The 21,134-nt window shown below is 55.0% G+C and carries 32 protein-coding genes and 2 pseudogenes; 30 read left to right on the top strand and 4 right to left on the bottom strand.

The annotated features are described in order from the left end of the window. Window positions 1-39: 39 nt before the first annotated feature. Both GWQ22_RS02750 and greB read right to left on the bottom strand, forming a co-directional pair. Complete coding sequence (locus GWQ22_RS02750; RefSeq protein WP_275929381.1) at window positions 40-2,352, bottom strand: Tex family protein; 2,313 nt, start codon at window positions 2,350-2,352, stop codon at window positions 40-42. Between the two features lie 330 nt (window positions 2,353-2,682). Continuing rightward, on the bottom strand, window positions 2,683-3,156 hold the full coding sequence (gene greB / locus GWQ22_RS02745; protein ID WP_042033872.1) for a transcription elongation factor GreB: 474 nt from the start codon (window positions 3,154-3,156) through the stop codon (window positions 2,683-2,685). A gap of 237 nt (window positions 3,157-3,393) precedes the next feature. Here greB and ompR point away from each other — a divergent pair, with 237 nt between their 5' ends. Together ompR and envZ are read left to right on the top strand one after the other, a co-directional pair. After that, entirely contained in the window at window positions 3,394-4,113 is a 720-nt protein-coding gene (gene ompR / locus GWQ22_RS02740) for a two-component system response regulator OmpR (RefSeq protein ID WP_042033870.1), read from the top strand. Then, window positions 4,110-5,420, top strand: coding sequence for a two-component system sensor histidine kinase EnvZ (gene envZ, locus GWQ22_RS02735; RefSeq protein WP_042033869.1), 1,311 nt, complete (start codon window positions 4,110-4,112; stop codon window positions 5,418-5,420). Before ompR ends, envZ begins: the two co-directional genes overlap by 4 nt. 37 nt (window positions 5,421-5,457) lie before the next feature. On the opposite strand, the pseudogene GWQ22_RS02730 reads toward envZ, so the two are convergent. Continuing rightward, a pseudogene (locus GWQ22_RS02730) lies at window positions 5,458-6,370 on the bottom strand (DMT family transporter). A gap of 355 nt (window positions 6,371-6,725) precedes the next feature. On the opposite strand from GWQ22_RS02730, the gene rpsJ reads away from it, so the two are divergent. The 28 genes from rpsJ to rplQ all read left to right on the top strand — a co-directional run bounded on the left by rpsJ (window position 6,726) and on the right by rplQ (window position 20,344). Continuing rightward, on the top strand, window positions 6,726-7,037 hold the full coding sequence (rpsJ, locus tag GWQ22_RS02725) for a 30S ribosomal protein S10 (RefSeq protein ID WP_005307944.1): 312 nt from the start codon (window positions 6,726-6,728) through the stop codon (window positions 7,035-7,037). A gap of 22 nt (window positions 7,038-7,059) precedes the next feature. Then, window positions 7,060-7,692: a 50S ribosomal protein L3 gene (gene rplC / locus GWQ22_RS02720; protein WP_042033865.1), complete on the top strand. Its 633-nt coding sequence runs from the start codon at window positions 7,060-7,062 to the stop codon at window positions 7,690-7,692. A gap of 17 nt (window positions 7,693-7,709) precedes the next feature. Then, window positions 7,710-8,315, top strand: coding sequence for a 50S ribosomal protein L4 (gene rplD, locus GWQ22_RS02715; RefSeq protein ID WP_005340616.1), 606 nt, complete (start codon window positions 7,710-7,712; stop codon window positions 8,313-8,315). Beyond that, window positions 8,315-8,614: a 50S ribosomal protein L23 gene (gene rplW / locus GWQ22_RS02710; RefSeq protein WP_345893614.1), complete on the top strand. Its 300-nt coding sequence runs from the start codon at window positions 8,315-8,317 to the stop codon at window positions 8,612-8,614. Before rplD ends, rplW begins: the two co-directional genes overlap by 1 nt. A gap of 15 nt (window positions 8,615-8,629) precedes the next feature. After that, a complete protein-coding gene (gene rplB, locus GWQ22_RS02705; RefSeq protein WP_005340614.1) occupies window positions 8,630-9,451 on the top strand; it encodes a 50S ribosomal protein L2 in 822 nt (273 codons plus the stop codon). A gap of 22 nt (window positions 9,452-9,473) precedes the next feature. Then, window positions 9,474-9,752, top strand: coding sequence for a 30S ribosomal protein S19 (rpsS, locus tag GWQ22_RS02700; RefSeq protein WP_005307960.1), 279 nt, complete (start codon window positions 9,474-9,476; stop codon window positions 9,750-9,752). A 10-nt stretch (window positions 9,753-9,762) separates the two neighbouring features. Next, window positions 9,763-10,107: a 50S ribosomal protein L22 gene (gene rplV, locus GWQ22_RS02695; protein ID WP_033130007.1), complete on the top strand. Its 345-nt coding sequence runs from the start codon at window positions 9,763-9,765 to the stop codon at window positions 10,105-10,107. A 3-nt stretch (window positions 10,108-10,110) separates the two neighbouring features. Continuing rightward, complete coding sequence (rpsC, locus tag GWQ22_RS02690; RefSeq protein WP_005890900.1) at window positions 10,111-10,821, top strand: 30S ribosomal protein S3; 711 nt, start codon at window positions 10,111-10,113, stop codon at window positions 10,819-10,821. Window positions 10,822-10,834: 13 nt separating this feature from the next. After that, a complete protein-coding gene (rplP, locus tag GWQ22_RS02685) occupies window positions 10,835-11,248 on the top strand; it encodes a 50S ribosomal protein L16 (protein WP_005340612.1) in 414 nt (137 codons plus the stop codon). Then, window positions 11,248-11,439, top strand: a complete 192-nt coding sequence (gene rpmC / locus GWQ22_RS02680; protein WP_005319733.1) for a 50S ribosomal protein L29 — start codon at window positions 11,248-11,250, stop codon at window positions 11,437-11,439. The genes rplP and rpmC overlap by 1 nt, the downstream gene beginning before the upstream one ends. Next, window positions 11,439-11,687 (top strand): 30S ribosomal protein S17, encoded by a 249-nt coding sequence (gene rpsQ, locus GWQ22_RS02675; RefSeq protein ID WP_005319730.1) that lies wholly within the window; start codon window positions 11,439-11,441, stop codon window positions 11,685-11,687. Before rpmC ends, rpsQ begins: the two co-directional genes overlap by 1 nt. Window positions 11,688-11,834: 147 nt before the next feature. Beyond that, entirely contained in the window at window positions 11,835-12,203 is a 369-nt protein-coding gene (gene rplN / locus GWQ22_RS02670) for a 50S ribosomal protein L14 (protein ID WP_005890908.1), read from the top strand. An 11-nt stretch (window positions 12,204-12,214) separates the two neighbouring features. Further along, window positions 12,215-12,532: a 50S ribosomal protein L24 gene (gene rplX, locus GWQ22_RS02665; protein WP_042033862.1), complete on the top strand. Its 318-nt coding sequence runs from the start codon at window positions 12,215-12,217 to the stop codon at window positions 12,530-12,532. A 13-nt stretch (window positions 12,533-12,545) separates the two neighbouring features. After that, window positions 12,546-13,085: a 50S ribosomal protein L5 gene (gene rplE, locus GWQ22_RS02660; RefSeq protein ID WP_005319725.1), complete on the top strand. Its 540-nt coding sequence runs from the start codon at window positions 12,546-12,548 to the stop codon at window positions 13,083-13,085. 10 nt (window positions 13,086-13,095) lie between these two features. Then, the gene (gene rpsN, locus GWQ22_RS02655; RefSeq protein ID WP_042033860.1) at window positions 13,096-13,401 is read left to right on the top strand and encodes a 30S ribosomal protein S14; all 306 of its coding nucleotides are present in this window, start codon (window positions 13,096-13,098) and stop codon (window positions 13,399-13,401) included. A 19-nt stretch (window positions 13,402-13,420) separates the two neighbouring features. Continuing rightward, window positions 13,421-13,813, top strand: coding sequence for a 30S ribosomal protein S8 (gene rpsH, locus GWQ22_RS02650; protein ID WP_005307980.1), 393 nt, complete (start codon window positions 13,421-13,423; stop codon window positions 13,811-13,813). A gap of 13 nt (window positions 13,814-13,826) precedes the next feature. Next, window positions 13,827-14,360: a 50S ribosomal protein L6 gene (gene rplF / locus GWQ22_RS02645; RefSeq protein WP_005319720.1), complete on the top strand. Its 534-nt coding sequence runs from the start codon at window positions 13,827-13,829 to the stop codon at window positions 14,358-14,360. A 9-nt stretch (window positions 14,361-14,369) separates the two neighbouring features. Beyond that, window positions 14,370-14,723 carry a 50S ribosomal protein L18 gene (gene rplR / locus GWQ22_RS02640; RefSeq protein WP_042033858.1) on the top strand — a complete coding sequence of 118 codons (354 nt, stop codon included), beginning with the start codon at window positions 14,370-14,372 and terminating at the stop codon, window positions 14,721-14,723. 14 nt (window positions 14,724-14,737) lie between these two features. Further along, window positions 14,738-15,238 carry a 30S ribosomal protein S5 gene (rpsE, locus tag GWQ22_RS02635; protein WP_005319713.1) on the top strand — a complete coding sequence of 167 codons (501 nt, stop codon included), beginning with the start codon at window positions 14,738-14,740 and terminating at the stop codon, window positions 15,236-15,238. Between the two features lie 6 nt (window positions 15,239-15,244). Then, complete coding sequence (rpmD, locus tag GWQ22_RS02630; protein WP_005307985.1) at window positions 15,245-15,424, top strand: 50S ribosomal protein L30; 180 nt, start codon at window positions 15,245-15,247, stop codon at window positions 15,422-15,424. A 2-nt stretch (window positions 15,425-15,426) separates the two neighbouring features. Continuing rightward, window positions 15,427-15,864 carry a 50S ribosomal protein L15 gene (rplO, locus tag GWQ22_RS02625; RefSeq protein ID WP_005319708.1) on the top strand — a complete coding sequence of 146 codons (438 nt, stop codon included), beginning with the start codon at window positions 15,427-15,429 and terminating at the stop codon, window positions 15,862-15,864. 8 nt (window positions 15,865-15,872) lie between these two features. Further along, the gene (gene secY / locus GWQ22_RS02620; protein ID WP_042033856.1) at window positions 15,873-17,201 is read left to right on the top strand and encodes a preprotein translocase subunit SecY; all 1,329 of its coding nucleotides are present in this window, start codon (window positions 15,873-15,875) and stop codon (window positions 17,199-17,201) included. Window positions 17,202-17,228: 27 nt separating this feature from the next. Then, on the top strand, window positions 17,229-17,342 hold the full coding sequence (gene rpmJ / locus GWQ22_RS02615) for a 50S ribosomal protein L36 (protein WP_005319705.1): 114 nt from the start codon (window positions 17,229-17,231) through the stop codon (window positions 17,340-17,342). Between the two features lie 139 nt (window positions 17,343-17,481). Beyond that, window positions 17,482-17,838 carry a 30S ribosomal protein S13 gene (gene rpsM / locus GWQ22_RS02610; protein WP_005307991.1) on the top strand — a complete coding sequence of 119 codons (357 nt, stop codon included), beginning with the start codon at window positions 17,482-17,484 and terminating at the stop codon, window positions 17,836-17,838. 14 nt (window positions 17,839-17,852) lie between these two features. Beyond that, window positions 17,853-18,242, top strand: a complete 390-nt coding sequence (gene rpsK / locus GWQ22_RS02605) for a 30S ribosomal protein S11 (RefSeq protein ID WP_005319702.1) — start codon at window positions 17,853-17,855, stop codon at window positions 18,240-18,242. Window positions 18,243-18,281: 39 nt separating this feature from the next. Further along, window positions 18,282-18,902 (top strand): 30S ribosomal protein S4, encoded by a 621-nt coding sequence (rpsD, locus tag GWQ22_RS02600; protein WP_042033855.1) that lies wholly within the window; start codon window positions 18,282-18,284, stop codon window positions 18,900-18,902. A gap of 25 nt (window positions 18,903-18,927) precedes the next feature. Further along, the gene (gene rpoA / locus GWQ22_RS02595; RefSeq protein WP_005307997.1) at window positions 18,928-19,917 is read left to right on the top strand and encodes a DNA-directed RNA polymerase subunit alpha; all 990 of its coding nucleotides are present in this window, start codon (window positions 18,928-18,930) and stop codon (window positions 19,915-19,917) included. A gap of 43 nt (window positions 19,918-19,960) precedes the next feature. After that, on the top strand, window positions 19,961-20,344 hold the full coding sequence (gene rplQ, locus GWQ22_RS02590) for a 50S ribosomal protein L17 (protein WP_005307999.1): 384 nt from the start codon (window positions 19,961-19,963) through the stop codon (window positions 20,342-20,344). 263 nt (window positions 20,345-20,607) lie between these two features. Here rplQ and GWQ22_RS02585 read toward each other — a convergent pair. Continuing rightward, window positions 20,608-20,688, bottom strand: a pseudogene (locus GWQ22_RS02585) (gamma carbonic anhydrase family protein); the annotation flags it as partial. Window positions 20,689-21,134: the final 446 nt, after the last annotated feature.

Raw genomic sequence — 21,134 nt, 5'->3', positions numbered from 1 at the left:
AAAAAGCCCCTTTCGGGGCTTTTTTCATTTCTTGGCGGTTTATTTCTTTGCTTTGGAGAGGGCTGCCGCGAAGGCGTTGCCCATGGCGCCGCCCACTGGCGTACTTGGTTGCGGCGCTGGTCTCGGCTTGGCACTGCCAGCATTCACGTTGCGGGATTCCGCAGGTTTGCGAGCCGGCTGTCCGGCTTTTTCGTCCAGTCGCATGGTCAGGCTGATCCGCTTGCGCGGGGCATCCACCTCCAGCACCTTGACCCTCACTATGTCACCTGCCTTGACCACCTCGCGGGGATCCTTGACGAAGCGATCGGTCAGGGAGGAGATATGCACCAGTCCATCCTGATGGACGCCGATATCGACGAAGGCGCCGAAGTTGGTGACGTTGGTGACCACCCCCTCCAATATCATCTCGGGCACCAGGTCGCTTATCTTCTCCACCCCCTCCTTGAAAGTGGCGGTCTTGAACTCGGGTCGCGGGTCGCGGCCCGGTTTATCCAGCTCACCTATGATGTCGGTGACAGTGGGTAGACCGAACTGCTCATCGGTGTAGTCGGCCGGCTTCAGGCTGCGCAGCAGACTGCCGTTGCCAAGCAGGCTGGTGACGGTCTGCTCCAGCTTGGCGAGGATCCGCTCTACCACCGGATAGGACTCCGGGTGCACCGCCGAGCTGTCGAGGGGGTTGCTGCCCCCGCGAATACGCAGGAAGCCTGCGCACTGCTCGAATGCCTTGGGGCCGAGTCGGCTCACCTTGAGCAACTGCTGGCGGTTCTGAAAGGCGCCGTGCTCGTCCCGATAGATGACGATATTCTGGGCCAGCGTCTGGGATAGACCTGAAACCCGATTCAGCAGGGCGACCGAGGCGGTATTCACATCGACCCCGACCGCGTTCACGCAATCCTCGACCACGGCATCCAGCCGGCGGGCCAGCTGGCTCTGGCCGACGTCGTGCTGATATTGGCCCACGCCGATACTCTTGGGATCTATCTTGACCAGTTCGGCCAGGGGATCCTGCAGGCGGCGGGCGATGGAGACGGCGCCACGGATCGAGACGTCGAGATCCGGGAACTCCAGGGAGGCAAGCTCGGAGGCGGAATAGACAGATGCCCCCGCTTCGCTCACTACTATCTTCTGTGCTTTGGCTGCGGGGTAGCGCTCGAACAGATCGCTGACCAGCCGGTCGGTCTCTCGCGAGGCGGTGCCGTTGCCGATACTGATGAGCTCGACCTTGTGCTTCTGGCACAGCTCGCTCAGGGTCTTGAGGCTTTGATCAATCTGGCGTTTCGGTTCGAACGGATAGATGGTGGCGTGATCGACCAGTTTGCCGGTGGCGTCGACCACGGCCACCTTGACCCCGGTGCGGATGCCCGGATCCAGCCCCATGGTGCAGCGCATGCCTGCCGGCGCTGCCATCAGCAGATCCTGGAGGTTCATGGCGAACACCTTGATGGCCTCGTCTTCTGCTGATTCGCGGATACGGCCGATCAGCTCGGTTTCCATCTGCAAGGAGAGCTTGATCTTCCAGGTCCAGCTCACCACCCCCTGCAGCCACTTGTCGGCCGGGCGGTTTTGCAGATTGAGCTTGAGGTGGTGGGCAATGATGCCTTCGCAGGGGCTGGAGCCCTCGTCGTCACCCGTGATCAGCGCCAGATTGAGGATGCCCTCGTTGCGACCGCGCAGCATGGCCAGCACACGGTGGGAAGGGGCCTTGTGCAGCGGCTCGTCGTGCTCGAAGTAGTCCTTGAACTTGGCTCCTTCCTGCTCCTTGCCAGCCACCATGCGGGCGCGAAGGGTGGCGTTGTGCCACAGGTAGTCACGTAGTTTTTCCAGCAGGTCGGCCTGCTCGGCGAAGCGCTCCATCAATATGTAGCGGGCGCCGTCGAGGGCGGTCTTGCTGTCGGTAATCCCCAGCTGGGTATTCAGGAAGGCGGTCGCCGCTTGTTCGGGATCCTTCATCGGATCGGTGAGTAGCAGGTTGGCCAGCGGTTCGAGCCCCGCTTCAATAGCCATCTGCCCCTTGGTGCGACGCTTGGGTTTGTAGGGGAGATAGAGATCTTCCAGCCGGGTCTTGCTGTCGGCACCCTTCAGCTCACGCGCCAATTCCGGGGTGAGTTTGCCCTGCTCCTCGATGGAGCGCAGGATCACCAGGCGGCGATCCTCCAGTTCACGCAGATAGCCGAGGCGGCTCTCCAGAGTGCGGAGCTGGCTGTCGTCCAGGCCACCGGTTACCTCTTTGCGATAACGGGCGATAAAGGGAACGGTCGAGCCTTCATCCAGCAGGCGCACGGCCGCCTGCACCTGTTCCGGACGGGCATTCAGCTCACCGGCAATCTGTCTCTCTATGATATGGCTGTGCATCTGGGATCTCTGTGGTCGCTTCTATCCAACTAGCCTGGGGGCTCGACTTGCTGCGGCCGGGTATGCCGCTCGTCAGCTTGTTGCTTCTCTACATCATTAGGGGGCCGCATGGTGTGGATTGAGCGTCGCCGAGACAGGCCCGCACCCAAGGCGCTAAATGTGAGCACTATATGAGGTCGGGCGGCGCTATGCCACCCCGGTGACATGCATGGCCGTCGGGCCGAATGGCAGGAGAGGAGGCGGACGGCCCGGATCCCCGTCATGGAGGCTCGTTACGTGGACGGGAAGGGGATCAGCCGTTATCCATGGTGGGGAAGCGAGGGCTTCCCGTCACTTCGGATAACTGATCTCGGTGACATACCAGCAGGCGTCACCGATTGGCGTAGGCACTATGGCCTCATCCCCTACCTCCTTCTTGAGCAAGGCGCGGGCCATGGGGGCGTCGATGGAGATGTAATCCTTGCGGCCAAAGATCTCGTCATAACCGACGATGCGAAAGCGCTTGGTCTCGCCCTCGTCGTTCTCCACCTCGACCCAGGCGCCGAAGAACACCTTGCCTTCCTGGGCGGGGGCATAATCGACGATCCCCAGCTCCTCGAGGCATTTGCGCAGGTAGCGCACCCGCCTGTCGATCTCCCGCAGCCGCTTCTTGTTGTACTGGTAGTCGGCATTCTCGCTGCGATCGCCCAGGCTGGCGGCCCAGGCCACCTTGCGGGTTGTCTCGGGGCGCTCTTCGCGCCATAGGAAATCGAGCTCTTCTTTCAGCTTGTTGTAGCCTTCGCGGGTGATCAGCTTGGTCTTCATGGATATCAAGTACCTGCGTCAATGTGGGCTGATGGGCCTCTTGTGGCTCGGCCGATCTTATCCGCTGTTGCTTCGCTGTCGAGCAAAACCTGTGTCGTCATGGGGGAGCGGAGCCTGCAGGCGTAGCATGAGGGCCACAAGGCGGCTGCCATGGGCAATAACCAGTAACATATTTATGCTTTGCCGTTGGGGGCCCGAGCCCTAGTATTGGCAACATATCGAGAGGAGAGGCAAGCAATGAGTCAGCAATACAAGGTTCTGGTCGTCGACGATGATTTGAAATTACGTTCCCTGTTGGAGCGCTATCTGACCGAACAGGGATTCGTGGTTCGTGGCGTTGCCAATGGTGAACAGGCCGATCGCCTGCTGACTCGTGAAAATTTCAGCCTGATGGTACTGGACTTGATGCTGCCGGGGGAGGATGGCCTCTCCATCTGTCGTCGCCTGCGCGAGGCTGGCAACCAGATCCCGGTGCTGATGCTCACCGCCAAGGGCGATGAGGTGGATCGCATCGTCGGGCTCGAGATGGGGGCCGACGACTATCTGCCCAAGCCGTTCAACCCGCGTGAATTGCTGGCGCGGATCCGCGCCGTGCTACGCCGTCATACAATCGAACTGCCCGGGGCTCCCTCGACCGCCGAGAAGATGGTGACCTTCGGCAACTATCAGCTCAAACTGGCGACGCGTGAACTCAGTCGTGATGGCGAGCCGGTGGCCCTGACCAGTGGCGAATTTGCGGTGCTCAAAGTGCTGGTCAGCCATCCCCGTGAGCCCCTTTCCCGCGACAAGCTGATGAACCTGGCCAGGGGCCGTGAATATACGGCGACCGAGCGCAGCATAGACGTGCAGGTTTCCCGTTTGCGCCGCCTGCTGGAGCAGGACCCGGCCCAACCCCGTTACTTGCAGACCGTCTGGGGTCTGGGTTACGTCTTCGTGCCGGACGGTGATGGCGCATGAAGAAAGTGAGCAGCATGTTTTCCCGCATGCTCTGGTTTCTGGCCGCTGTCCTGGTGGTCTATCAGTTTGTCTCCTATGCCACCTTCTACAACTATCTGCTGGCGCCGACCGTCAAGCAGATCAGCCACCTGTTGGCCAATCAGGTCAAACTCATCTTTCCGGTCGAAAGCAACCAGCTGGCGTTGAGCGAAGATGCCGAGGCGCTGGTCTATGTGGCGACCGGTAGCGACATCTATACCCAGACAGAGGCGGAGCAGCACGGGCTCAATGACTCCAAGCCCTACGCCTATCTGGAAGAGAGCATCAGCCGCGAGCTGGGGGGCAAGACCAAGGTGCGGGTCGAGATCCAGGATCACTACATCATCTGGATCCAGCCGCCCCAGGCCAATCGGGTGTGGGTTCGCATCCCGCTGACCGAGATCGAGGATGATGACATAGAGCCGCTGCTCCTCTACATGAGTGTGTTGCTGGTGGTGACCCTGTTCGCGGCCTGGCGCTTTGCCCGCCAGCTGGTGCGTCCGCTGGAGGATCTGGAGGCCGGTGCCGTGGCCGTGGCCCGTGGCAACTTCCCCGATGCACTGGGAGAGCTGGGCTCGCGGGAGGTTCGCCGATTGACCCGCACCTTCAACCACATGTCGAGCTCGATCAAGGGGTTGATCGAGGAACGCAATCTGATGATGGCCGGGGTCTCCCACGATCTGCGCACCCCGTTGACCCGCATCCGGCTGGCGACCGAAATGATGTCTTCCGGGGATGAGTATCTCAAGGAGAGCATCAATGCGGACATTGACGAGTCCAACGGCATCATAGATCAGTTCATCGACTACATTCGGCCGGACGAGGGGCTGGATACCCAGCAAATCGACCTGACCCAGCTGATCCACGACGTGCTGTTGGTGCAGACCGATCAGGGGCTGGAGGTGGATCTCGAATTGCCGGAAGAGGCGGTGCGTGTGGCCTGCAATCCCATCAGCATCCGGCGCATCCTCAACAACTTGTCTGGTAACTCGTTGCGCTATGGTGCGAGCTGTTTGCAGGCCGAGCTAAAGGATGATGGCCACTGGGTGCGGCTACGGCTGTCAGACAATGGCCCCGGCATTCCGGAGCAGGACTACAACCGGGTGCTCAAGCCGTTTACCCAGGGCAACGAGGCCCGCACCGGCAGTGGCAGCGGCCTGGGGTTGGCCATAGTTGCCAAGATTGTCTCCCAGCACCATGGCACCATACGGCTGGGGCGCTCAGAACTGGGGGGCTTGCTGGTGGAGATCAGGCTACCCAAGAACCAGCCACTGGAGTGGATGGATTGAGAGAAGGGCGTATCCATGGATACGCCCTTTTGCATTGTCAGGCTTGCGGCTCGGCGCTCTTGCGGTAGCGCTTGCCGTATTTGAGCTGCTGGATTAGAAGGGCGGCCACGATCAGCCCAAGCCCTATTGGGGTGGCCGGGTGTATGGTTTCGCCAATGAGCAGGTTGAGCAGCACCAGGGAGGCAAATGGCGAGATGAAGATGAGGTTGCTGATGGGGGCTGTGTTGGTGGCGTGGCGTAGGGCCATCAGCCAGAGCACGAAGCCGAAGCCCATCTCGAAGACCCACATAGATGGCGCCGACCCAGCCCTGCCAGGCGGTCATGGCAAAATCGGAGAGCAGCCAGGTCGCCGCGATGATGAAAGGAAGACTGATGATGAAGCCGATCAGCAGACTGACGATGGGGTCCCCCTGATTGCGGGTGTTGAGGATCCAGTAACTGGCCCAGATAAGGGTCGATACCAGCGCCAGCGTCACCCCGAGCGGGCTGTCGAATTGCAGACCGAGCACATCTCCCCGGGTAGCGATCACCAGGGCGCCGAAGTAGCCCAGTACTATTGCGACCCCGTCGCGGCGGCGCAGCTTCTGGCCGAGAAAGGGAACGGCCAGCAGACTGAGGGTGATGGCCCAGGTGTAGTTGAGGGTCTGCGCCTGCTGCGCGGGCAGCAGGTCATAGGCCTTGAACAGCAACAGGTAATAGAGGAAGGGATTCAATACCCCCAGCGCCAGATAGTAGAAGGGGCGAGCCTTGAGGTAACTCAGCAGCAGCGCCAGCTTGCCCTGTTTGGCTACGATAGCGCCGAGAGTCAGGGTCGAGGTGAAGGCGGCAACAAGCAGCAATTGCACAGGTTCGAAGTAGGCGAGGGAAATCTTGAAGGCGGTGGCAACCGTCGACCAGAGGGCAACGGCGCAGAGTCCATACTGATAGGCTTTCTTTTGATCTTTGAGCATTGGATGTCGTTCCACTGACGGAGGGAGGCGCAGAGTCTACCAGCCTGTTTGTAAGATTGTCGTTACCCCCGATTGGCAGGAAATGGTGTCACCGCCGGCGAGATCCATCTGTCACATAAAACTGCGCACAATCTGTTCGTTCTCCCTTGCGAAAATTTGAAAAATCCGTATAATCCCCTCCGCTTACCCATGAGGTAAGCCAGACGATATGTCTGCTGCTGAGTTCCTCGTTTACGAGAGCCAGCCATACAGTCCTCCCGATATGGGGGGAAACGTGAAAAATCACACCTCTGGCGGGATAACTCCCGGTCGGGCGGTGTTGGTTTATGTTCTTTTATCTATTGGAGCTCTGTCAATGCAGAACCAAAGAATCCGTATCCGCCTGAAGGCTTTTGATCATCGCCTGATTGATCAATCCACTGCGGAAATCGTTGAAACTGCAAAGCGCACCGGCGCGCAGGTTCGCGGTCCTATTCCGCTGCCGACTCGCAAAGAGCGCTTCACCGTCCTGATCTCCCCGCACGTCAACAAAGATGCGCGTGATCAGTACGAGATCCGCACTCACAAGCGTCTGGTAGACATCGTTGAGCCGACTGACAAGACCGTGGACGCTCTGATGCGTCTGGATCTGGCAGCCGGTGTAGACGTCCAGATCAGCCTGGGTTAATTACGGAAAGAGGTTGATAACAATGACAATCGGTCTTGTAGGTCGCAAAGTGGGTATGACTCGCATCTTCACTGAAGATGGCGTTTCTATCCCGGTGACTGTTATCGAAGTTGAAGCTAACCGTGTAACTCAGGTCAAATCTGTAGAAACCGACGGCTACAACGCTATTCAGGTTACCACTGGCGCCAAGAAAGCCAGCCGTGTGACCAAGCCGGAAGCTGGCCACTTCGCCAAAGCTGGTGTAGAAGCCGGTCGCGGTCTGTGGGAATTCCGCCTGAACAACGGTGAAGCTTTCACTGTTGGTAGCGAGCTGAAAGTAGATCTTCTCGCTGACGTTAAGCTGGTAGACGTTACTGGCACATCCAAGGGTAAAGGTTTTGCTGGTACTGTTAAGCGCCACAACTTCCGCACCCAGGATATGACCCACGGTAACTCCTTGTCTCACCGCGCTCCGGGTTCTATCGGTCAGAACCAGACTCCGGGTCGTGTATTCAAGGGCAAAAAGATGGCTGGTCACATGGGTGCTGAGCGTGTAACGACTCAGAACCTGGAACTGGTTCGTGTTGACGCTGAACGTAACCTGCTGCTCATCAAAGGTGCAGTCCCAGGTGCAACCAACGGCAACGTGATCGTCAAACCTGCCGTCAAAGCGTAACGTCTGAGGAGATAGTAATGGAATTGGTAATGAAAGACGCCAAGAGCGCTCTTGAAGTTTCCGAGACTACCTTCGGGCGCGAATTCAACGAAGCTCTGGTTCACCAGGTCGTCGTTGCATATGCCGCAGGTGCCCGTCAGGGTACTCGCGCGCAGCTGACTCGCTCTGAAGTGTCTGGTGGCGGCAAAAAGCCGTGGCGTCAGAAGGGTACTGGTCGTGCCCGTGCTGGCTCCATCCGTTCGCCCATTTGGCGTTCCGGTGGTGTGACTTTTGCTGCTAAGCCGCAAGATCACAGCCAAAAAGTAAACAAGAAGATGTACCGCGGCGCTATCCGTAGCATCCTGTCCGAACTGGTACGTCAAGAGCGCCTGATCGTTGTCGAGAAATTCGGCATCGAAGCGCCGAAGACCAAAGAACTGATCGCCAAGCTGAAAGAGATGGAACTGACTGACGTTCTGATCGTGACAGCTGAAGTCGATGAGAACCTGTTCCTGGCTGCTCGCAACCTGTACAAAGTTGACGTGCGTGATGTTGCCGGTATCGACCCGGTCAGCCTGATCGCTTTCGACAAGGTTCTGATGACTGCTGATGCAGTTAAGCAAATCGAGGAGATGCTGGCATGATCCGCGAAGAGCGTCTGTTGAAAGTTCTGAAGGCTCCGCATATCTCTGAAAAGAGCACCATGGTCGCCGAGAAGCAGAACACTATCGTGTTCAAAATTGCTGTCGACGCCACCAAGGCGGAAGTCAAAGCTGCAGTTGCGAAACTGTTCGAGGTCGAAGTTGAGACCGTCCGTACCCTGAACATGAAGGGTAAAACCAAGCGCGCAGGTGCACGCGTAGGCCGTCGTTCCGATTGGAAAAAGGCTTATGTGACCCTGAAAGCTGGTCAGGACATCGACTTCATGGGCGCAGCCGAGTAAGAGGAGTTCTGAAAAATGGCAATCGTTAAGTGCAAGCCTACTTCTCCGGGCCGCCGCCACGTCGTTAAGATCGTCAATCAAGAGCTGTACAAGGGTAAGCCCTTTGCCGCTCTGCTGGACAGCAAGAGCAAGTCCGGTGGTCGTAACAACAACGGTCGTATCACTACCCGTCATATCGGTGGTGGTCACAAGCAGCATTACCGTATCGTCGACTTCAAGCGCGACAAAGACGGTATCCCGGCCAAAGTAGAGCGCCTGGAATACGATCCTAACCGTACCGCTAACATCGCTCTGGTGTTGTATGCAGACGGTGAGCGTCGTTACATCCTGGCTCCGAAAGGTCTGAAAGCTGGTGACGCTATCGCTTCTGGTGCTGATGCCGCAATCAAGGTAGGTAACGCCCTGCCGATGCGCAACATCCCGGTCGGTTCGACTGTTCACGCCGTTGAGATGAAACCTGGTAAAGGTGCCCAGCTGGCTCGTTCCGCTGGTACTTTCATCCAGATCCTGGCTCGTGAAGGTAACTATGTAACTCTGCGTCTGCGTTCCGGCGAAGTACGTAAAGTTCTGGCCGAGTGCCGCGCCACCATCGGTGAAGTCGGTAACTCCGAGCACATGTTGCGTCAACTGGGTAAAGCCGGTGCCAACCGCTGGCGTGGTATTCGTCCGACCGTTCGCGGTATGGCGATGAACCCGGTCGACCACCCGCACGGTGGTGGTGAGGGTCGTAACAAGGGCATGCAGCCTGTGTCCCCATGGGGCCAGAAGGCTAAAGGCTTCAAGACCCGTAAGAACAAGCGTACCGACAAGTACATCGTACGTCGTCGTAACAAGTAATTGTTAACATAGAGGAATCACCATGCCACGTTCTCTCAAGAAGGGTCCATTTATTGACCTGCACTTGCTGAAGAAGGTAGAGAAAGCGGTGGAAAGCGGGGATAAAAAGCCGGTTAAGACCTGGTCCCGTCGTTCAATGATCATCCCGAACATGATCGGTTTGACCATCGCTGTCCATAATGGTCGTCAGCACGTTCCGGTTTTCGTTACCGAAGAAATGATCGGTCACAAACTGGGTGAATTCGCACCGACTCGTACTTATCGCGGCCATGCTGCTGATAAGAAGGCTAAGAAGCGCTAAGGGATAAATGATGGAAGCTATCGCTAAACACCGTTATGCCCGTACTTCTGCCCAGAAAGCTCGTCTGGTAGCCGATCAAGTACGTGGTCTGTCCGTAGACAAGGCTCTGAATCTCCTGACCTTCAGCCCGAAAAAGGCTGCTGTGCTGGTTAAGAAAGTGCTGGAATCTGCCATTGCAAACGCTGAGCACAACGAAGGCGCCGACATCGACGCCCTGCGTGTTGCTACTATCATGGTCGACGAAGGTCCCTCCATGAAGCGCATCCGTCCGCGTGCCAAAGGTCGTGCGGATCGTATCCTCAAGCGTACCGCTCACATCACTGTAGTGGTATCCGACGCTAAGGCTGGGAGATAAGCAATGGGTCAGAAAGTACATCCTAATGGCATTCGCCTGGGTATTACCAAGCCTTGGAATTCTACCTGGTTCGCGAACACCAAAGACTTCGCTGACAACCTGTACAGCGATTTTCAAGTACGCCAGTTCCTGACCAAGGAACTGAAAAATGCGTCCTTGTCCAAGATCACCATCGAGCGTCCGGCCAAGAGCATCCGTGTGACCATTCACACCGCTCGTCCGGGTGTTGTGATCGGTAAGAAAGGCGAAGACGTTGAGAAACTGCGCAAAGCTGTAGCCGCGATTGCCGGCGTGCCTGCTCAGATCAACATTTCCGAAGTCCGTAAGCCGGAGCTGGATGGCAAGCTTGTTGCCGACAGCATCACTTCCCAGCTGGAACGTCGCGTTATGTTCCGTCGTGCTATGAAGCGCGCCGTACAAAACGCAATGCGCCTGGGTGCCAAGGGCATCAAAGTGGAAGTGTCTGGTCGTCTGGGCGGTGCTGAAATCGCGCGTACCGAATGGTACCGTGAAGGTCGTGTGCCTTTGCACACCCTGCGTGCCGACATCGACTACGCAACTTCTGAAGCCCACACCACTTACGGTGTGATCGGCGTTAAAGTTTGGATCTTCAAGGGCGAAGTTCTGGGTGGTCTGGCTGCAGTTAATGCTGCCGCTGCTCAAGAGCAAGCTCCTGCAAAGCCCAAGCGCGATAACAAACGCCGCGGTAAGTAAGGAGATTCGGTAAATGTTGCAACCTAAGCGTACTAAATTCCGCAAGACCCACAAGGGTCGTAACCGCGGTCTGGCCACCTCTGGTAACGAAGTATCCTTCGGTACCTTTGGCCTGAAGGCGACATCTCGTGGCCAACTGACTGCTCGTCAAATCGAAGCAGCCCGTCGTGCCATGACCCGTCACGTTAAGCGTCAAGGTAAGATCTGGATCCGCGTATTCCCGGACAAGCCCATCACCGAAAAGCCCCTCGAAGTTCGTATGGGTAAAGGTAAGGGTAACGTGGAATATTGGGTTTGCCCGATCCAGCCTGGCAAGGTTCTGTACGAGATGGACGGTGTACCTGAGGCTCTGGCGCGTGAAGCGTTTGCCCTGGCCGCAGCTAAGCTGTCTGTTCAGACCACTTTCGTAATTAAGACGGTGATGTGATGAAAGCCCAAGATCTGCGTCAAAAGAGCGTCGATGAACTGAACCAGGAGCTGCTGGGCCTGCTGCGTGAGCAATTCAACATGCGCATGCAAGCGTCCACCGGCCAGCTGGCTCAGACTCACACTCTGAAACAAGTGCGTCGTGACGTCGCACGTATCAAGACTGTACTGACTGAGAAGGCAGGTGCGTAATGACTGACAAGATCCGTACTCTGCAAGGTCGTGTAATCAGCGACAAGATGGAGAAATCCATCACTGTTGCTATCGAGCGCAAGGTAAAGCACCCGATCTACGGTAAGATCATCAAGCGCACTACCAAGCTGCACGTACATGATGAGAACAACGAGTGTAAAGCTGGCGATCTCGTGGAAATCCGCGAGTGCCGCCCGCTGTCCAAGACCAAGTCCTGGACCCTGGTTGCAATCTTAGAAAAGGCCTAATCGGTACTTTTTAGCCCAAACGGCCCCTTAGCGGGGCCGTTTGTTTTTTAGGCTACCTTTTCTAAAAATCCTGTGTTATAGTTTCGCGCCTTTTGAAGGCAGCCAGATCCCGAGAGGGATAAGAAGTAAACAAAGCGGAGCACTAAAATGATCCAGATGCAAAGTATGCTGGGCGTAGCCGACAACTCCGGCGCTCGCAGTGTAATGTGTATTAAGGTTCTGGGTGGCTCGCACCGCCGTTACGCCGGCATCGGCGACATCATCAAAGTTTCCATCAAGGAAGCCATTCCTCGCGGTAAAGTGAAGAAAGGTGATGTATATAATGCGGTGGTCGTACGCACCCGTAAAGGCGTTCGTCGTCCGGACGGCTCAGTCATCCGTTTCGACAACAATGCGGCTGTTTTGCTTAACGGCAACCAACAGCCAATCGGTACTCGTATTTTTGGCCCGGTGACCCGTGAACTGCGTAATGAGAAGTTCATGAAGATTGTGTCCCTGGCACCCGAAGTACTGTAAGGAGTCGAACGATGGCAGCTAAAATCCGTCGCGAAGACGAAGTGATTGTTCTTACCGGCAAAGACAAGGGCAAGCGTGGCAAAGTCACTCAAGTCCTGGTAAGCGAAGGTAAGGTATACGTTGAAGGCATCAACTTGGTGAAGAAACACCAAAAGCCGGTACCCGCACTGGGTCAGGCTGGCGGTATCATCAGCAAAGAAGCCCCAATGGACGTTTCTAACGTAGCGCTGTTCAACTCTGCCGCTGGCAAGGCTGATCGCGTTGGTTTCCGGATTGAAGACGGCAAAAAAGTTCGTTTCTTCAAATCCACCGGCGAACTTGTGAAGTAATTGGAGTTTAACGATGGCGAAACTGCATGATTACTACAAATCCGATGTAGTAAATGAACTGGCCAAACAGTTCGGTTACAAGACTATCATGCAAGTCCCTCGGATCGAGAAAATCACCCTGAACATGGGTGTTGGTGAAGCTATCTCTGACAAAAAGCTGTTGGAAAATGCCGCTGCCGATATGGCTGCCATTTCCGGTCAGAAGCCGCTGATCACCAAAGCTCGCAAATCTGTTGCGGGCTTCAAGATTCGTGAAGGCTACCCGATAGGTTGTAAAGTAACCCTGCGTGGCGAGCGTATGTGGGAGTTCCTGGAACGGCTGATTTGCATCTCCGTACCGCGTATCCGTGACTTCCGTGGCCTGAATGCTAAAGCGTTCGACGGTCGTGGTAACTACTCCATGGGCGTGCGTGAGCAAATCATCTTCCCGGAAATCGACTATGACAAAGTCGATCGCGTTCGTGGTCTGGATATCACCATCACCACTTCCGCGAATACCGATGAAGAAGGCCGTGCTCTGCTGGCTGCCTTTAACTTCCCATTCCGCAAGTAAGGTTAGGGTTATGGCTAAAACATCCATGAAAGCACGTGAAGCAAAGCGTGCGAAGCTGGTAGCCAAGTTCGCTACTAAGCGAACCGAGCTGAAAGCTATCATCGTTGATATGAACGCTTCTGAAGAAGCGCGTTGGGATGCTGTCTTGCAACTGCAACAGCTGCCCCGTGATTCCAGTCCGTCCCGCCAGCGTAACCGTTGCAATATTACTGGTCGTCCGCACGGTTTCCTGCGCAAGTTTGGCCTGTCTCGCATCAAGGTGCGTGAGCATGCCATGAAGGGCGAAATTCCAGGCCTCACAAAGGCCTCTTGGTAAGAATCTCGGGAGTTAGACTATGAGCATGCAAGATCCGATCGCGGACATGCTGACCCGCATCCGTAACGGTCAGGCGGCGAGCAAAGTTGCGGTTTCCATGCCTTCTTCCAAGCTGAAAGTGGCAATCGCCAAAGTGCTGAAAGAAGAAGGTTACATCGCTGGCTACTCCGTAGCGGGTGATGTGAAGCCGGAACTGGAAATTGAATTGAAATATTTCCAGGGCAAGCCGGTTGTAGAACTGATCCAACGCGTGAGCCGTCCCGGCCTGCGTATTTACAAGCGCACTACTGATCTGCCGAAAGTTATGGGCGGTCTCGGTGTTGCTATCGTGTCCACGTCTAAAGGTGTGATGACCGACCGTGCTGCCCGCAAGGCAAGCATGGGCGGTGAGATCATCTGCTACGTCGCTTAATAGGAGGTCGGAAATGTCTCGCGTTGCTAAGGCACCCGTCACTATTCCTGCTGGCGTAGAGGTGACTCTGAACGGTCAGGAACTGTCCATCAAAGGTGGTAAAGGTTCTCTGGTTCGTTCCATCCACGCCGGTGTAGAAGTGACCAAAGAAGACAATGTACTGAAGTTCGCCCCGCGCGACGGCATCGCTGGTGCTGACGCTCAGGCCGGTACTGCACGTGCATTGGCTAACAACATGGTAATCGGTGTTACCCAAGGCTTCGAGCGTAAGCTGCAGCTGGTTGGTGTAGGTTACAAAGCCTCCATCAAGGGCAATGCTGTCGCGCTGGCCCTGGGCTTCTCTCACCCGGTAGAGCATGCGCTGCCGGCTGGTGTCACCGCTGAATGCCCGACCGCTACAGAGATCGTTCTGCGTGGTGTGGACAAGCAGCTGGTTGGCCAAGTCGCCGCCGATATCCGTTCTTACCGCGCTCCGGAGCCCTACAAGGGCAAGGGTGTACGCTATGCCAACGAGCAAGTGCGTACTAAAGAAGCTAAGAAGAAGTAAGGTAACACTATGGACAAGAAAGCAGCTCGTCTCCGTCGTGCTACTCGTGCTCGGAAGAAGATGCAGGAACTGGGAGCTACCCGTCTGGTTGTTCACCGTACCCCGCGTCATATCTACGCGCAGGTTATCGCAGCCAACGGTTCCGAAGTTCTGGCCTCTGCTTCTACAGTAGAGAAAGCCATCAGTGAAGGGCTCAAACACTCCGGTAATGCTGATGCAGCTACCGCAGTGGGTAAAGCAATCGCTGAGCGTGCTATTGCCAAAGGCGTTCAGAACGTATCTTTCGATCGTTCCGGTTTCAAGTATCACGGTCGTGTAGCCGCTCTGGCTACCGCTGCTCGTGACGCTGGTCTTCAGTTCTAAGCTAGGAGTCGAAGATGGCTAAAGTCGAATCTCAAGCCGGCGAACTGCAAGAAAAGCTGATTGCAGTAAACCGTGTTTCGAAAACTGTTAAAGGTGGTCGTATCATGTCCTTCACCGCGTTGACCGTGGTGGGTGATGGTAACGGCCGTGTAGGTTACGGTTACGGTAAGGCCCGTGAAGTTCCGGCCGCTATTCAAAAAGCGATGGAACAGGCTAAACGTAACCTGAGCAAGGTAGAACTGAACAATGGCACCCTGCACCACCCGGTGCGTGGCGTTCACTCCGGTTCCTCCGTGTTCATGAAGCCGGCCTCACAAGGTACTGGTATCATTGCAGGCGGCGCCATGCGTGCTGTTCTGGAAGTTGCTGGTATCCACAACGTGCTGGCCAAGACCTACGGTTCCACCAACCCAATCAACGTTGTTCGCGCAACTGTAGACGCTCTGGTACAGGGTCAATCCCCGGCCCAGATCGCTGCCAAGCGTGGTCTGCGCGTTGAAGAAATTCTGGGGTAATGCGACATGGCTAACACTGTAAAAGTAACTCAAACTCGCAGCTCTATCGGCCGTCTGCCAAAGCACAAGGCGACTCTGCGTGGTCTGGGTCTGCGTCGCATTGGTCACACCGTTGAGCTGGAAGATACTCCCTGCGTACGCGGTATGATCAACCAGGTTTATTACATGGTTAAGGTGGAGGGCTAAGCATGCGTCTGAATACTCTGTCTCCGGCCGCTGGTTCCAAGCCTGAAAAACAACGTCGTGGCCGTGGTATCGGCTCCGGCTTGGGCAAGACTGGTGGTCGTGGTGTGAAAGGTCAAACCTCTCGTTCCGGTGGCGGTAAAGTCCGCGCTGGTTTCGAAGGCGGCCAGATGCCTTTGAAAATCCGTCTGCCGAAGTTCGGTTTCTTCTCTCGCAAATCTTTGGTGTCTGCCGAAGTGCGTCTGAACGAAATCGCCATGGTAGAAGGTGATGTGGTCGATCTGAGCACTCTGAAGCAAGCCGGTGTTGTTACTAAGAACATCGTTTTCGCTAAAGTTGTTCTGTCTGGCAACATTGACCGTGCTGTGACCGTTCGTGGTGTGTCCGTCACCAAAGGTGCACGTGCAGCCATCGAGGCCGCTGGCGGTAAAATCGAGGAATAATCAGTACAATGGCTAAGAAACCAGGATTGGATGTTAAAGCACAGGGTGGTCTGAGTGAACTGAAGAGCCGTCTGCTCTTCGTTCTCGGGGCGATTATCGTTTTCCGTGCAGGCTCTTATGTGCCGATTCCTGGTATTGACGCCGCCGTACTGGCCGAGTTGTTCCAACAACAGAAGGGCACCATCATTGAGATGTTTAACATGTTCAGTGGTGGTGCACTCTCGCGTGCTTCTATTCTTGCGCTGGGGATCATGCCGTACATTTCGGCATCGATCATTATCCAGCTACTGACTGTGGTTCACCCCGCTCTTGCTGAACTCAAGAAAGAAGGTGAATCCGGCCGTCGCAAGATTAGCCAATATACCCGTTGGGGCACGCTGGTTTTGGGAACTTTCCAGGCCATTGGTATTGCAACCGGTCTGCCGAATATGATGCAGGGACTCGTGACTCATCCGGGTTTGGGCTTCTATTTCACGGCCGTTGTGAGTCTGGTCACCGGTACCATGTTTTTGATGTGGTTGGGTGAACAGATTACCGAGCGTGGGATCGGTAATGGTATCTCGTTGATTATTTTCACGGGTATCGTTGCTGGTTTGCCGCATGCCATTGGTGCTACGGCCGAACAGGCACGTCAAGGGGAATTGCACATCCTGCTGTTGTTGTTGCTGGGCTTGATTGTTTTCGCAGTGACTTACTTTGTGGTGTTCGTGGAACGTGGTCAGCGTCGTATCGTCGTTAACTACGCCAAGCGTCAACAAGGCCGCCAGGTATTTGCCGCGCAAAGCACACACCTGCCGTTGAAAGTGAATATGGCCGGTGTGATTCCTGCGATTTTCGCATCCAGCATCATCCTTTTCCCAGGGACCATTACCTCTTGGTTTGGTCAGGGCGACGGCAAGATCGCTGATATCCTGCAACAGGTCTCTATGGTCCTGCAGCCGGGTCAGCCCTTGTATGAGATGTTGTATGCAGCAGCCATTATCTTCTTCTGTTTCTTCTATACCGCGCTGGTGTTCAACCCCCGCGAGACAGCAGACAACCTGAAGAAGAGTGGAGCCTTTATCCCGGGGATCCGCCCGGGCGAGCAGACAGCACGTTACATCGATAAGGTTATGACTCGCCTGACATTGGCAGGTGCGCTCTATATAACCTTTATCTGTCTGGTACCCCAGTTCTTGATGACTGCTTGGAACGTACAGTTCTACTTCGGTGGCACTTCGCTGCTGATTATCGTGGTAGTTATCATGGACTTCATGGCTCAGGTACAAACCCATATGATGTCTCATCAATATGGCGACGTCCTGAGGAAGGCCAACCTGAAGGGCTACGGCCGCTAAAGGTCGGCGTAGTTACGGAGTTAAGCAATGAAAGTTCGTGCTTCCGTTAAGGCAATCTGCCGTAACTGCAAAATCATCAAGCGTCACGGTGTGGTGCGTGTGATTTGCAGCGAGCCAAAGCATAAACAGCGCCAAGGCTAATTTTTTACGGTTAGTACTTGCAACAAATAGTTGTGCTGGCTAATATAGCCAGCCAACTTTTGTTGTGTATTGGTTGACCGCCACGTATCCGCTCACGGGCTTTGTGGTGGTCGTAATCTACTATATGTAGGAGTGAATAGTGGCCCGTATCGCTGGCATTAACATTCCTGACCATAAGCATGCAGTCATTGCGTTGACTGCGATTTATGGCGTCGGTCGTACCCGCTCCAAGGCCATCTGTGCCGCAGCCGGTATCGCTGAGAATGTGAAAATTAAAGACCTGGACGAAGCTCAGATTGAGAGTCTGCGTGAACAAGTAGGTAAATTCACCGTTGAAGGTGACCTGCGTCGTCAGATTTCCATGAACATCAAGCGATTGATGGATCTGGGTTGCTACCGTGGTTTGCGTCACCGTCGTAGCCTGCCTGTTCGTGGTCAACGTACCAAGACCAACGCTCGTACCCGTAAGGGTCCGCGCAAGGCTATCAAGAAGTAACGGGAAGGTAGAAAATGGCTAAAACTCCGACTCGTGCTCGCAAGCGCGTTAAAAAGCAAGTGAGCGACGGTATTGCGCACGTTCATGCATCTTTCAACAACACAATCGTGACCATTACTGACCGTCAGGGCAATGCTCTGTCATGGGCTACCTCCGGTGGTTCAGGTTTCCGTGGTTCCCGTAAGTCCACTCCGTTTGCTGCCCAGGTAGCTGCTGAGCGTGCTGGTGAGATCGCCAAAGAATACGGCGTGAAGAACCTGGAAGTCATGGTCAAAGGTCCGGGTCCCGGTCGTGAGTCTTCCATCCGCGCTCTGAACGCGGCTGGTTTCCGCATCACTAATATTACTGATGTGACTCCGATCCCGCACAACGGTTGTCGTCCTCCCAAGAAGCGCCGCGTATAACGCTGTAGCTACTTGGTCTAGGATTGTTGGAGAAAGAAGATGGCAAGATATATCGGTCCTAAGCTTAAGCTTAGCCGTCGTGAGGGCACCGACCTCTTCCTGAAGTCTGGTGTTCGTGCGATTGATTCTAAGTGCAAGATTGACACCGCCCCTGGTCAGCACGGTGCGCGTAAAGCGCGTCTGTCCGACTACGGTGTTCAGCTGCGCGAGAAACAAAAAGTTCGTCGTATCTACGGCGTATTGGAAAAACAGTTCCGCAACTACTACCGCGACGCTGCCCGTCAAAAGGGTAACACCGGTGAAAACCTGTTGCAGCTGCTGGAAGGTCGTTTGGACAACGTTGTTTACCGTATGGGCTTCGGCGCCACCCGTGCTGAATCTCGTCAGCTGGTGAGCCACAAAGCCATCATGGTAAACGGTCGCGTTGTGAACATTCCTTCTTTCCAGGTTTCCCCTGAGGACGTGATCTGCATTCGTGAGAAGGCTAAGAAGCAAGCGCGTATCAAAGCTTCCCTGGAAGTTGCTGGTCAGCGTGAGAAGCCGACTTGGGTAGAGGTTGATGCCGCTAAAATGGAAGGTGCTTTCAAGCGTCTGCCAGAGCGTTCCGACCTGTCTGCCGACATTAACGAACAGCTGATCGTCGAGCTTTACTCCAAGTAAAGCTAGCTTCTAAAGAGAGGACACAATGCTGGGTTCTGTAACAGATTTTCTTAAACCGCGGCTAGTTGACATCGAGCAAGTTAGCCCGACTCATGCGAAAGTGACTCTTGAGCCACTTGAGCGTGGCTTTGGTCACACGCTGGGCAATGCTCTGCGTCGTATTTTGCTGTCATCTATGCCCGGTTGTGCAGTTACTGAAGTCGAAATTGACGGGGTACTGCATGAGTACAGCAGCAAAGAAGGTGTACAGGAAGACATTCTTGAAATCCTGCTCAACCTGAAAGGTATCGCTGTAAAGCTGGAAGGCAAGGACGAGGTAACTCTGTCCCTGACCAAGTCTGGAACAGGCCCCGTTACCGCTGGTGATATCACTCACGGTGATGAAGTCGAGATCGTAAACCCGGAGCACGTAATCTGCCACCTGACTGGTGCCAATGCTGAAATCAGCATGCGCCTGAAAGTTCAGCGCGGTCGTGGTTATGTGCCTGCTTCTGCTCGTGTTCACAACGATGATGAAGAGCGTCCGATTGGTCGCTTGCTGCTGGACTCCGCGTTCAGCCCCATCGTTCGTATTGCCTACAATGTTGAGGCAGCACGTGTGGAACAGCGTACCGACTTGGACAAGCTGGTCATCGACATGGAGACCAATGGTACTCTGGATCCTGAAGAAGCCATCCGTCGTTCAGCCACTATTCTGGCCGAACAACTGGAAGCTTTCGTGGATCTGCGCGATGTCAGCGTGCCCGAGAAGAAAGAAGAGAAACCCGAGTTTGATCCGATTCTGCTGCGTCCTGTCGATGATTTGGAGCTGACAGTTCGTTCTGCGAACTGTCTGAAGGCAGAAGCTATCCACTATATTGGTGATCTGGTACAGCGTACCGAAGTTGAGTTGCTTAAGACTCCTAACCTCGGTAAGAAGTCCCTGACTGAGATCAAGGACGTGTTGGCCTCCCGTGGTCTGTCTCTTGGCATGCGCCTCGAGAATTGGCCGCCCGCCAGCATCGCTGACGAGTAATCCAGATTACGGGTTTCACAGATTTAGTTAGAAGGATAAGGTCATGCGCCATCGTTTGAGTGGTCGTCAACTGAACCGGAACAGCAGCCATCGTCAGGCTATGTTCCGCAACATGGCCAGCTCCCTGGTTCGTCATGAGATCATCAAGACGACTCTGCCTAAGGCAAAAGAGCTGCGTCGTGTAGTTGAACCGCTGATCACCCTTGCCAAGACTGATAGCGTTGCTAATCGTCGCCTGGCATTTGCCCGTACTCGCGATAACGCGATCGTGGCTAAGCTGTTCAATGAACTGGGCCCGCGCTACCTGGAGCGCGCCGGCGGTTATACTCGCATTCTGAAATGCGGTTTCCGTGCAGGCGACAACGCCCCTATGGCTTACATTGAGCTGGTAGACCGCCCGGCCGCTGCTGAAGCAGCTGCTGAGTGATAAAGAAAAAGCCGGGCTTGTCCCGGCTTTTCTTTTAATGAATTCTGATACTGCCTCAACTGCCTCAACTGCCTCAACTGCCTCAACTGCCTCAACTGCCTCAACTGCCTCAACTGCCTCAACTGCCTCAACTATTACTCGTTCGCGATCTCACGTCATCTATATAGCGCTACCCCTGAGCGCGACTTAATCGTTAGTACTTATTCACAGTGTTGTGGGATCAGATGGATGTCTACCACCAGGGTTGTATAGGGATCTACTTACACCCGCTTGCCCAGTTGCGGGCGTTTTCCCTTGTAGGGTCTCAGTCGCAAGTCCATCTTGGCCTCCTTGTTTTCGGCCATTCTAGCAATCCGGAACCGGTTTCTGTGGATAAGTTTGTATAAAAGCTGTGGTTGGTTATGAATAACTAAATAAGTGCCGATTTTTGCAGTTTTATTGCATTGCGGCCCTTGCCAACGCGATCAATCTCTCTATAATGCGCCACATCGACAGGGCAAGCGGTAACGTAGTTAAGCCAGTCGGTGCCTCGAAAAGCCTTTGAAAATAAGGCTTGACTCGAGAAGGCGGTTGAGTGGAATTCCACTCCCGCAGCAACGAACTGTTGCGTCGCTCTTTAACAATTTGAATCAAGCAATCTGTGTGGGCACTCACAGCATCGATCATCAAACAATTTTGTTGATTTTCAATGTCTGGTGAAGTGACCAAGACGATTTCTTAGCAATAAGAAGTCGAACAGTTTATTTCAGCAATTCATTGAGCCGCTGAAGTTCATTGCCTCGGTAATGAA

The organism is Aeromonas sp. 1HA1 (assembly GCF_029237385.1).
GTDB classification, from domain to species: Bacteria; Pseudomonadota; Gammaproteobacteria; order Enterobacterales; family Aeromonadaceae; genus Aeromonas; species Aeromonas popoffii.
Note: the sequence above shows the minus strand (reverse complement) of the source record. Positions and strands in the feature narration are given on the sequence as shown.

What these genes read in the sequence shown, in the direction of transcription:
- rpoA (WP_005307997.1), top strand. Translation starts at nt 18,928, where the DNA reads ATGCTGGGTTCTGTAACAGATTTTCTTAAACCGCGGCTAGTTGACATC.
- rplO (WP_005319708.1), top strand. Translation starts at nt 15,427, where the DNA reads ATGCGTCTGAATACTCTGTCTCCGGCCGCTGGTTCCAAGCCTGAAAAA.
- rpsC (WP_005890900.1), top strand. Translation starts at nt 10,111, where the DNA reads ATGGGTCAGAAAGTACATCCTAATGGCATTCGCCTGGGTATTACCAAG.
- rplB (WP_005340614.1), top strand. Translation starts at nt 8,630, where the DNA reads ATGGCAATCGTTAAGTGCAAGCCTACTTCTCCGGGCCGCCGCCACGTC.
- rplV (WP_033130007.1), top strand. Translation starts at nt 9,763, where the DNA reads ATGGAAGCTATCGCTAAACACCGTTATGCCCGTACTTCTGCCCAGAAA.
- rpsN (WP_042033860.1), top strand. Translation starts at nt 13,096, where the DNA reads ATGGCTAAAACATCCATGAAAGCACGTGAAGCAAAGCGTGCGAAGCTG.
- rpmC (WP_005319733.1), top strand. Translation starts at nt 11,248, where the DNA reads ATGAAAGCCCAAGATCTGCGTCAAAAGAGCGTCGATGAACTGAACCAG.
- rpsJ (WP_005307944.1), top strand. Translation starts at nt 6,726, where the DNA reads ATGCAGAACCAAAGAATCCGTATCCGCCTGAAGGCTTTTGATCATCGC.
- rpsH (WP_005307980.1), top strand. Translation starts at nt 13,421, where the DNA reads ATGAGCATGCAAGATCCGATCGCGGACATGCTGACCCGCATCCGTAAC.
- rpsQ (WP_005319730.1), top strand. Translation starts at nt 11,439, where the DNA reads ATGACTGACAAGATCCGTACTCTGCAAGGTCGTGTAATCAGCGACAAG.
- rplX (WP_042033862.1), top strand. Translation starts at nt 12,215, where the DNA reads ATGGCAGCTAAAATCCGTCGCGAAGACGAAGTGATTGTTCTTACCGGC.
- GWQ22_RS02750 (WP_275929381.1), bottom strand. Translation starts at nt 2,352, where the DNA reads ATGCACAGCCATATCATAGAGAGACAGATTGCCGGTGAGCTGAATGCC.
- rpsK (WP_005319702.1), top strand. Translation starts at nt 17,853, where the DNA reads ATGGCTAAAACTCCGACTCGTGCTCGCAAGCGCGTTAAAAAGCAAGTG.
- greB (WP_042033872.1), bottom strand. Translation starts at nt 3,156, where the DNA reads ATGAAGACCAAGCTGATCACCCGCGAAGGCTACAACAAGCTGAAAGAA.
- rplE (WP_005319725.1), top strand. Translation starts at nt 12,546, where the DNA reads ATGGCGAAACTGCATGATTACTACAAATCCGATGTAGTAAATGAACTG.
- ompR (WP_042033870.1), top strand. Translation starts at nt 3,394, where the DNA reads ATGAGTCAGCAATACAAGGTTCTGGTCGTCGACGATGATTTGAAATTA.
- rpmJ (WP_005319705.1), top strand. Translation starts at nt 17,229, where the DNA reads ATGAAAGTTCGTGCTTCCGTTAAGGCAATCTGCCGTAACTGCAAAATC.
- rplF (WP_005319720.1), top strand. Translation starts at nt 13,827, where the DNA reads ATGTCTCGCGTTGCTAAGGCACCCGTCACTATTCCTGCTGGCGTAGAG.
- rplP (WP_005340612.1), top strand. Translation starts at nt 10,835, where the DNA reads ATGTTGCAACCTAAGCGTACTAAATTCCGCAAGACCCACAAGGGTCGT.
- rplD (WP_005340616.1), top strand. Translation starts at nt 7,710, where the DNA reads ATGGAATTGGTAATGAAAGACGCCAAGAGCGCTCTTGAAGTTTCCGAG.
- rpsE (WP_005319713.1), top strand. Translation starts at nt 14,738, where the DNA reads ATGGCTAAAGTCGAATCTCAAGCCGGCGAACTGCAAGAAAAGCTGATT.
- envZ (WP_042033869.1), top strand. Translation starts at nt 4,110, where the DNA reads ATGAAGAAAGTGAGCAGCATGTTTTCCCGCATGCTCTGGTTTCTGGCC.
- rplQ (WP_005307999.1), top strand. Translation starts at nt 19,961, where the DNA reads ATGCGCCATCGTTTGAGTGGTCGTCAACTGAACCGGAACAGCAGCCAT.
- rpmD (WP_005307985.1), top strand. Translation starts at nt 15,245, where the DNA reads ATGGCTAACACTGTAAAAGTAACTCAAACTCGCAGCTCTATCGGCCGT.
- rplC (WP_042033865.1), top strand. Translation starts at nt 7,060, where the DNA reads ATGACAATCGGTCTTGTAGGTCGCAAAGTGGGTATGACTCGCATCTTC.
- rplN (WP_005890908.1), top strand. Translation starts at nt 11,835, where the DNA reads ATGATCCAGATGCAAAGTATGCTGGGCGTAGCCGACAACTCCGGCGCT.
- rplR (WP_042033858.1), top strand. Translation starts at nt 14,370, where the DNA reads ATGGACAAGAAAGCAGCTCGTCTCCGTCGTGCTACTCGTGCTCGGAAG.
- rpsD (WP_042033855.1), top strand. Translation starts at nt 18,282, where the DNA reads ATGGCAAGATATATCGGTCCTAAGCTTAAGCTTAGCCGTCGTGAGGGC.
- rpsS (WP_005307960.1), top strand. Translation starts at nt 9,474, where the DNA reads ATGCCACGTTCTCTCAAGAAGGGTCCATTTATTGACCTGCACTTGCTG.
- secY (WP_042033856.1), top strand. Translation starts at nt 15,873, where the DNA reads ATGGCTAAGAAACCAGGATTGGATGTTAAAGCACAGGGTGGTCTGAGT.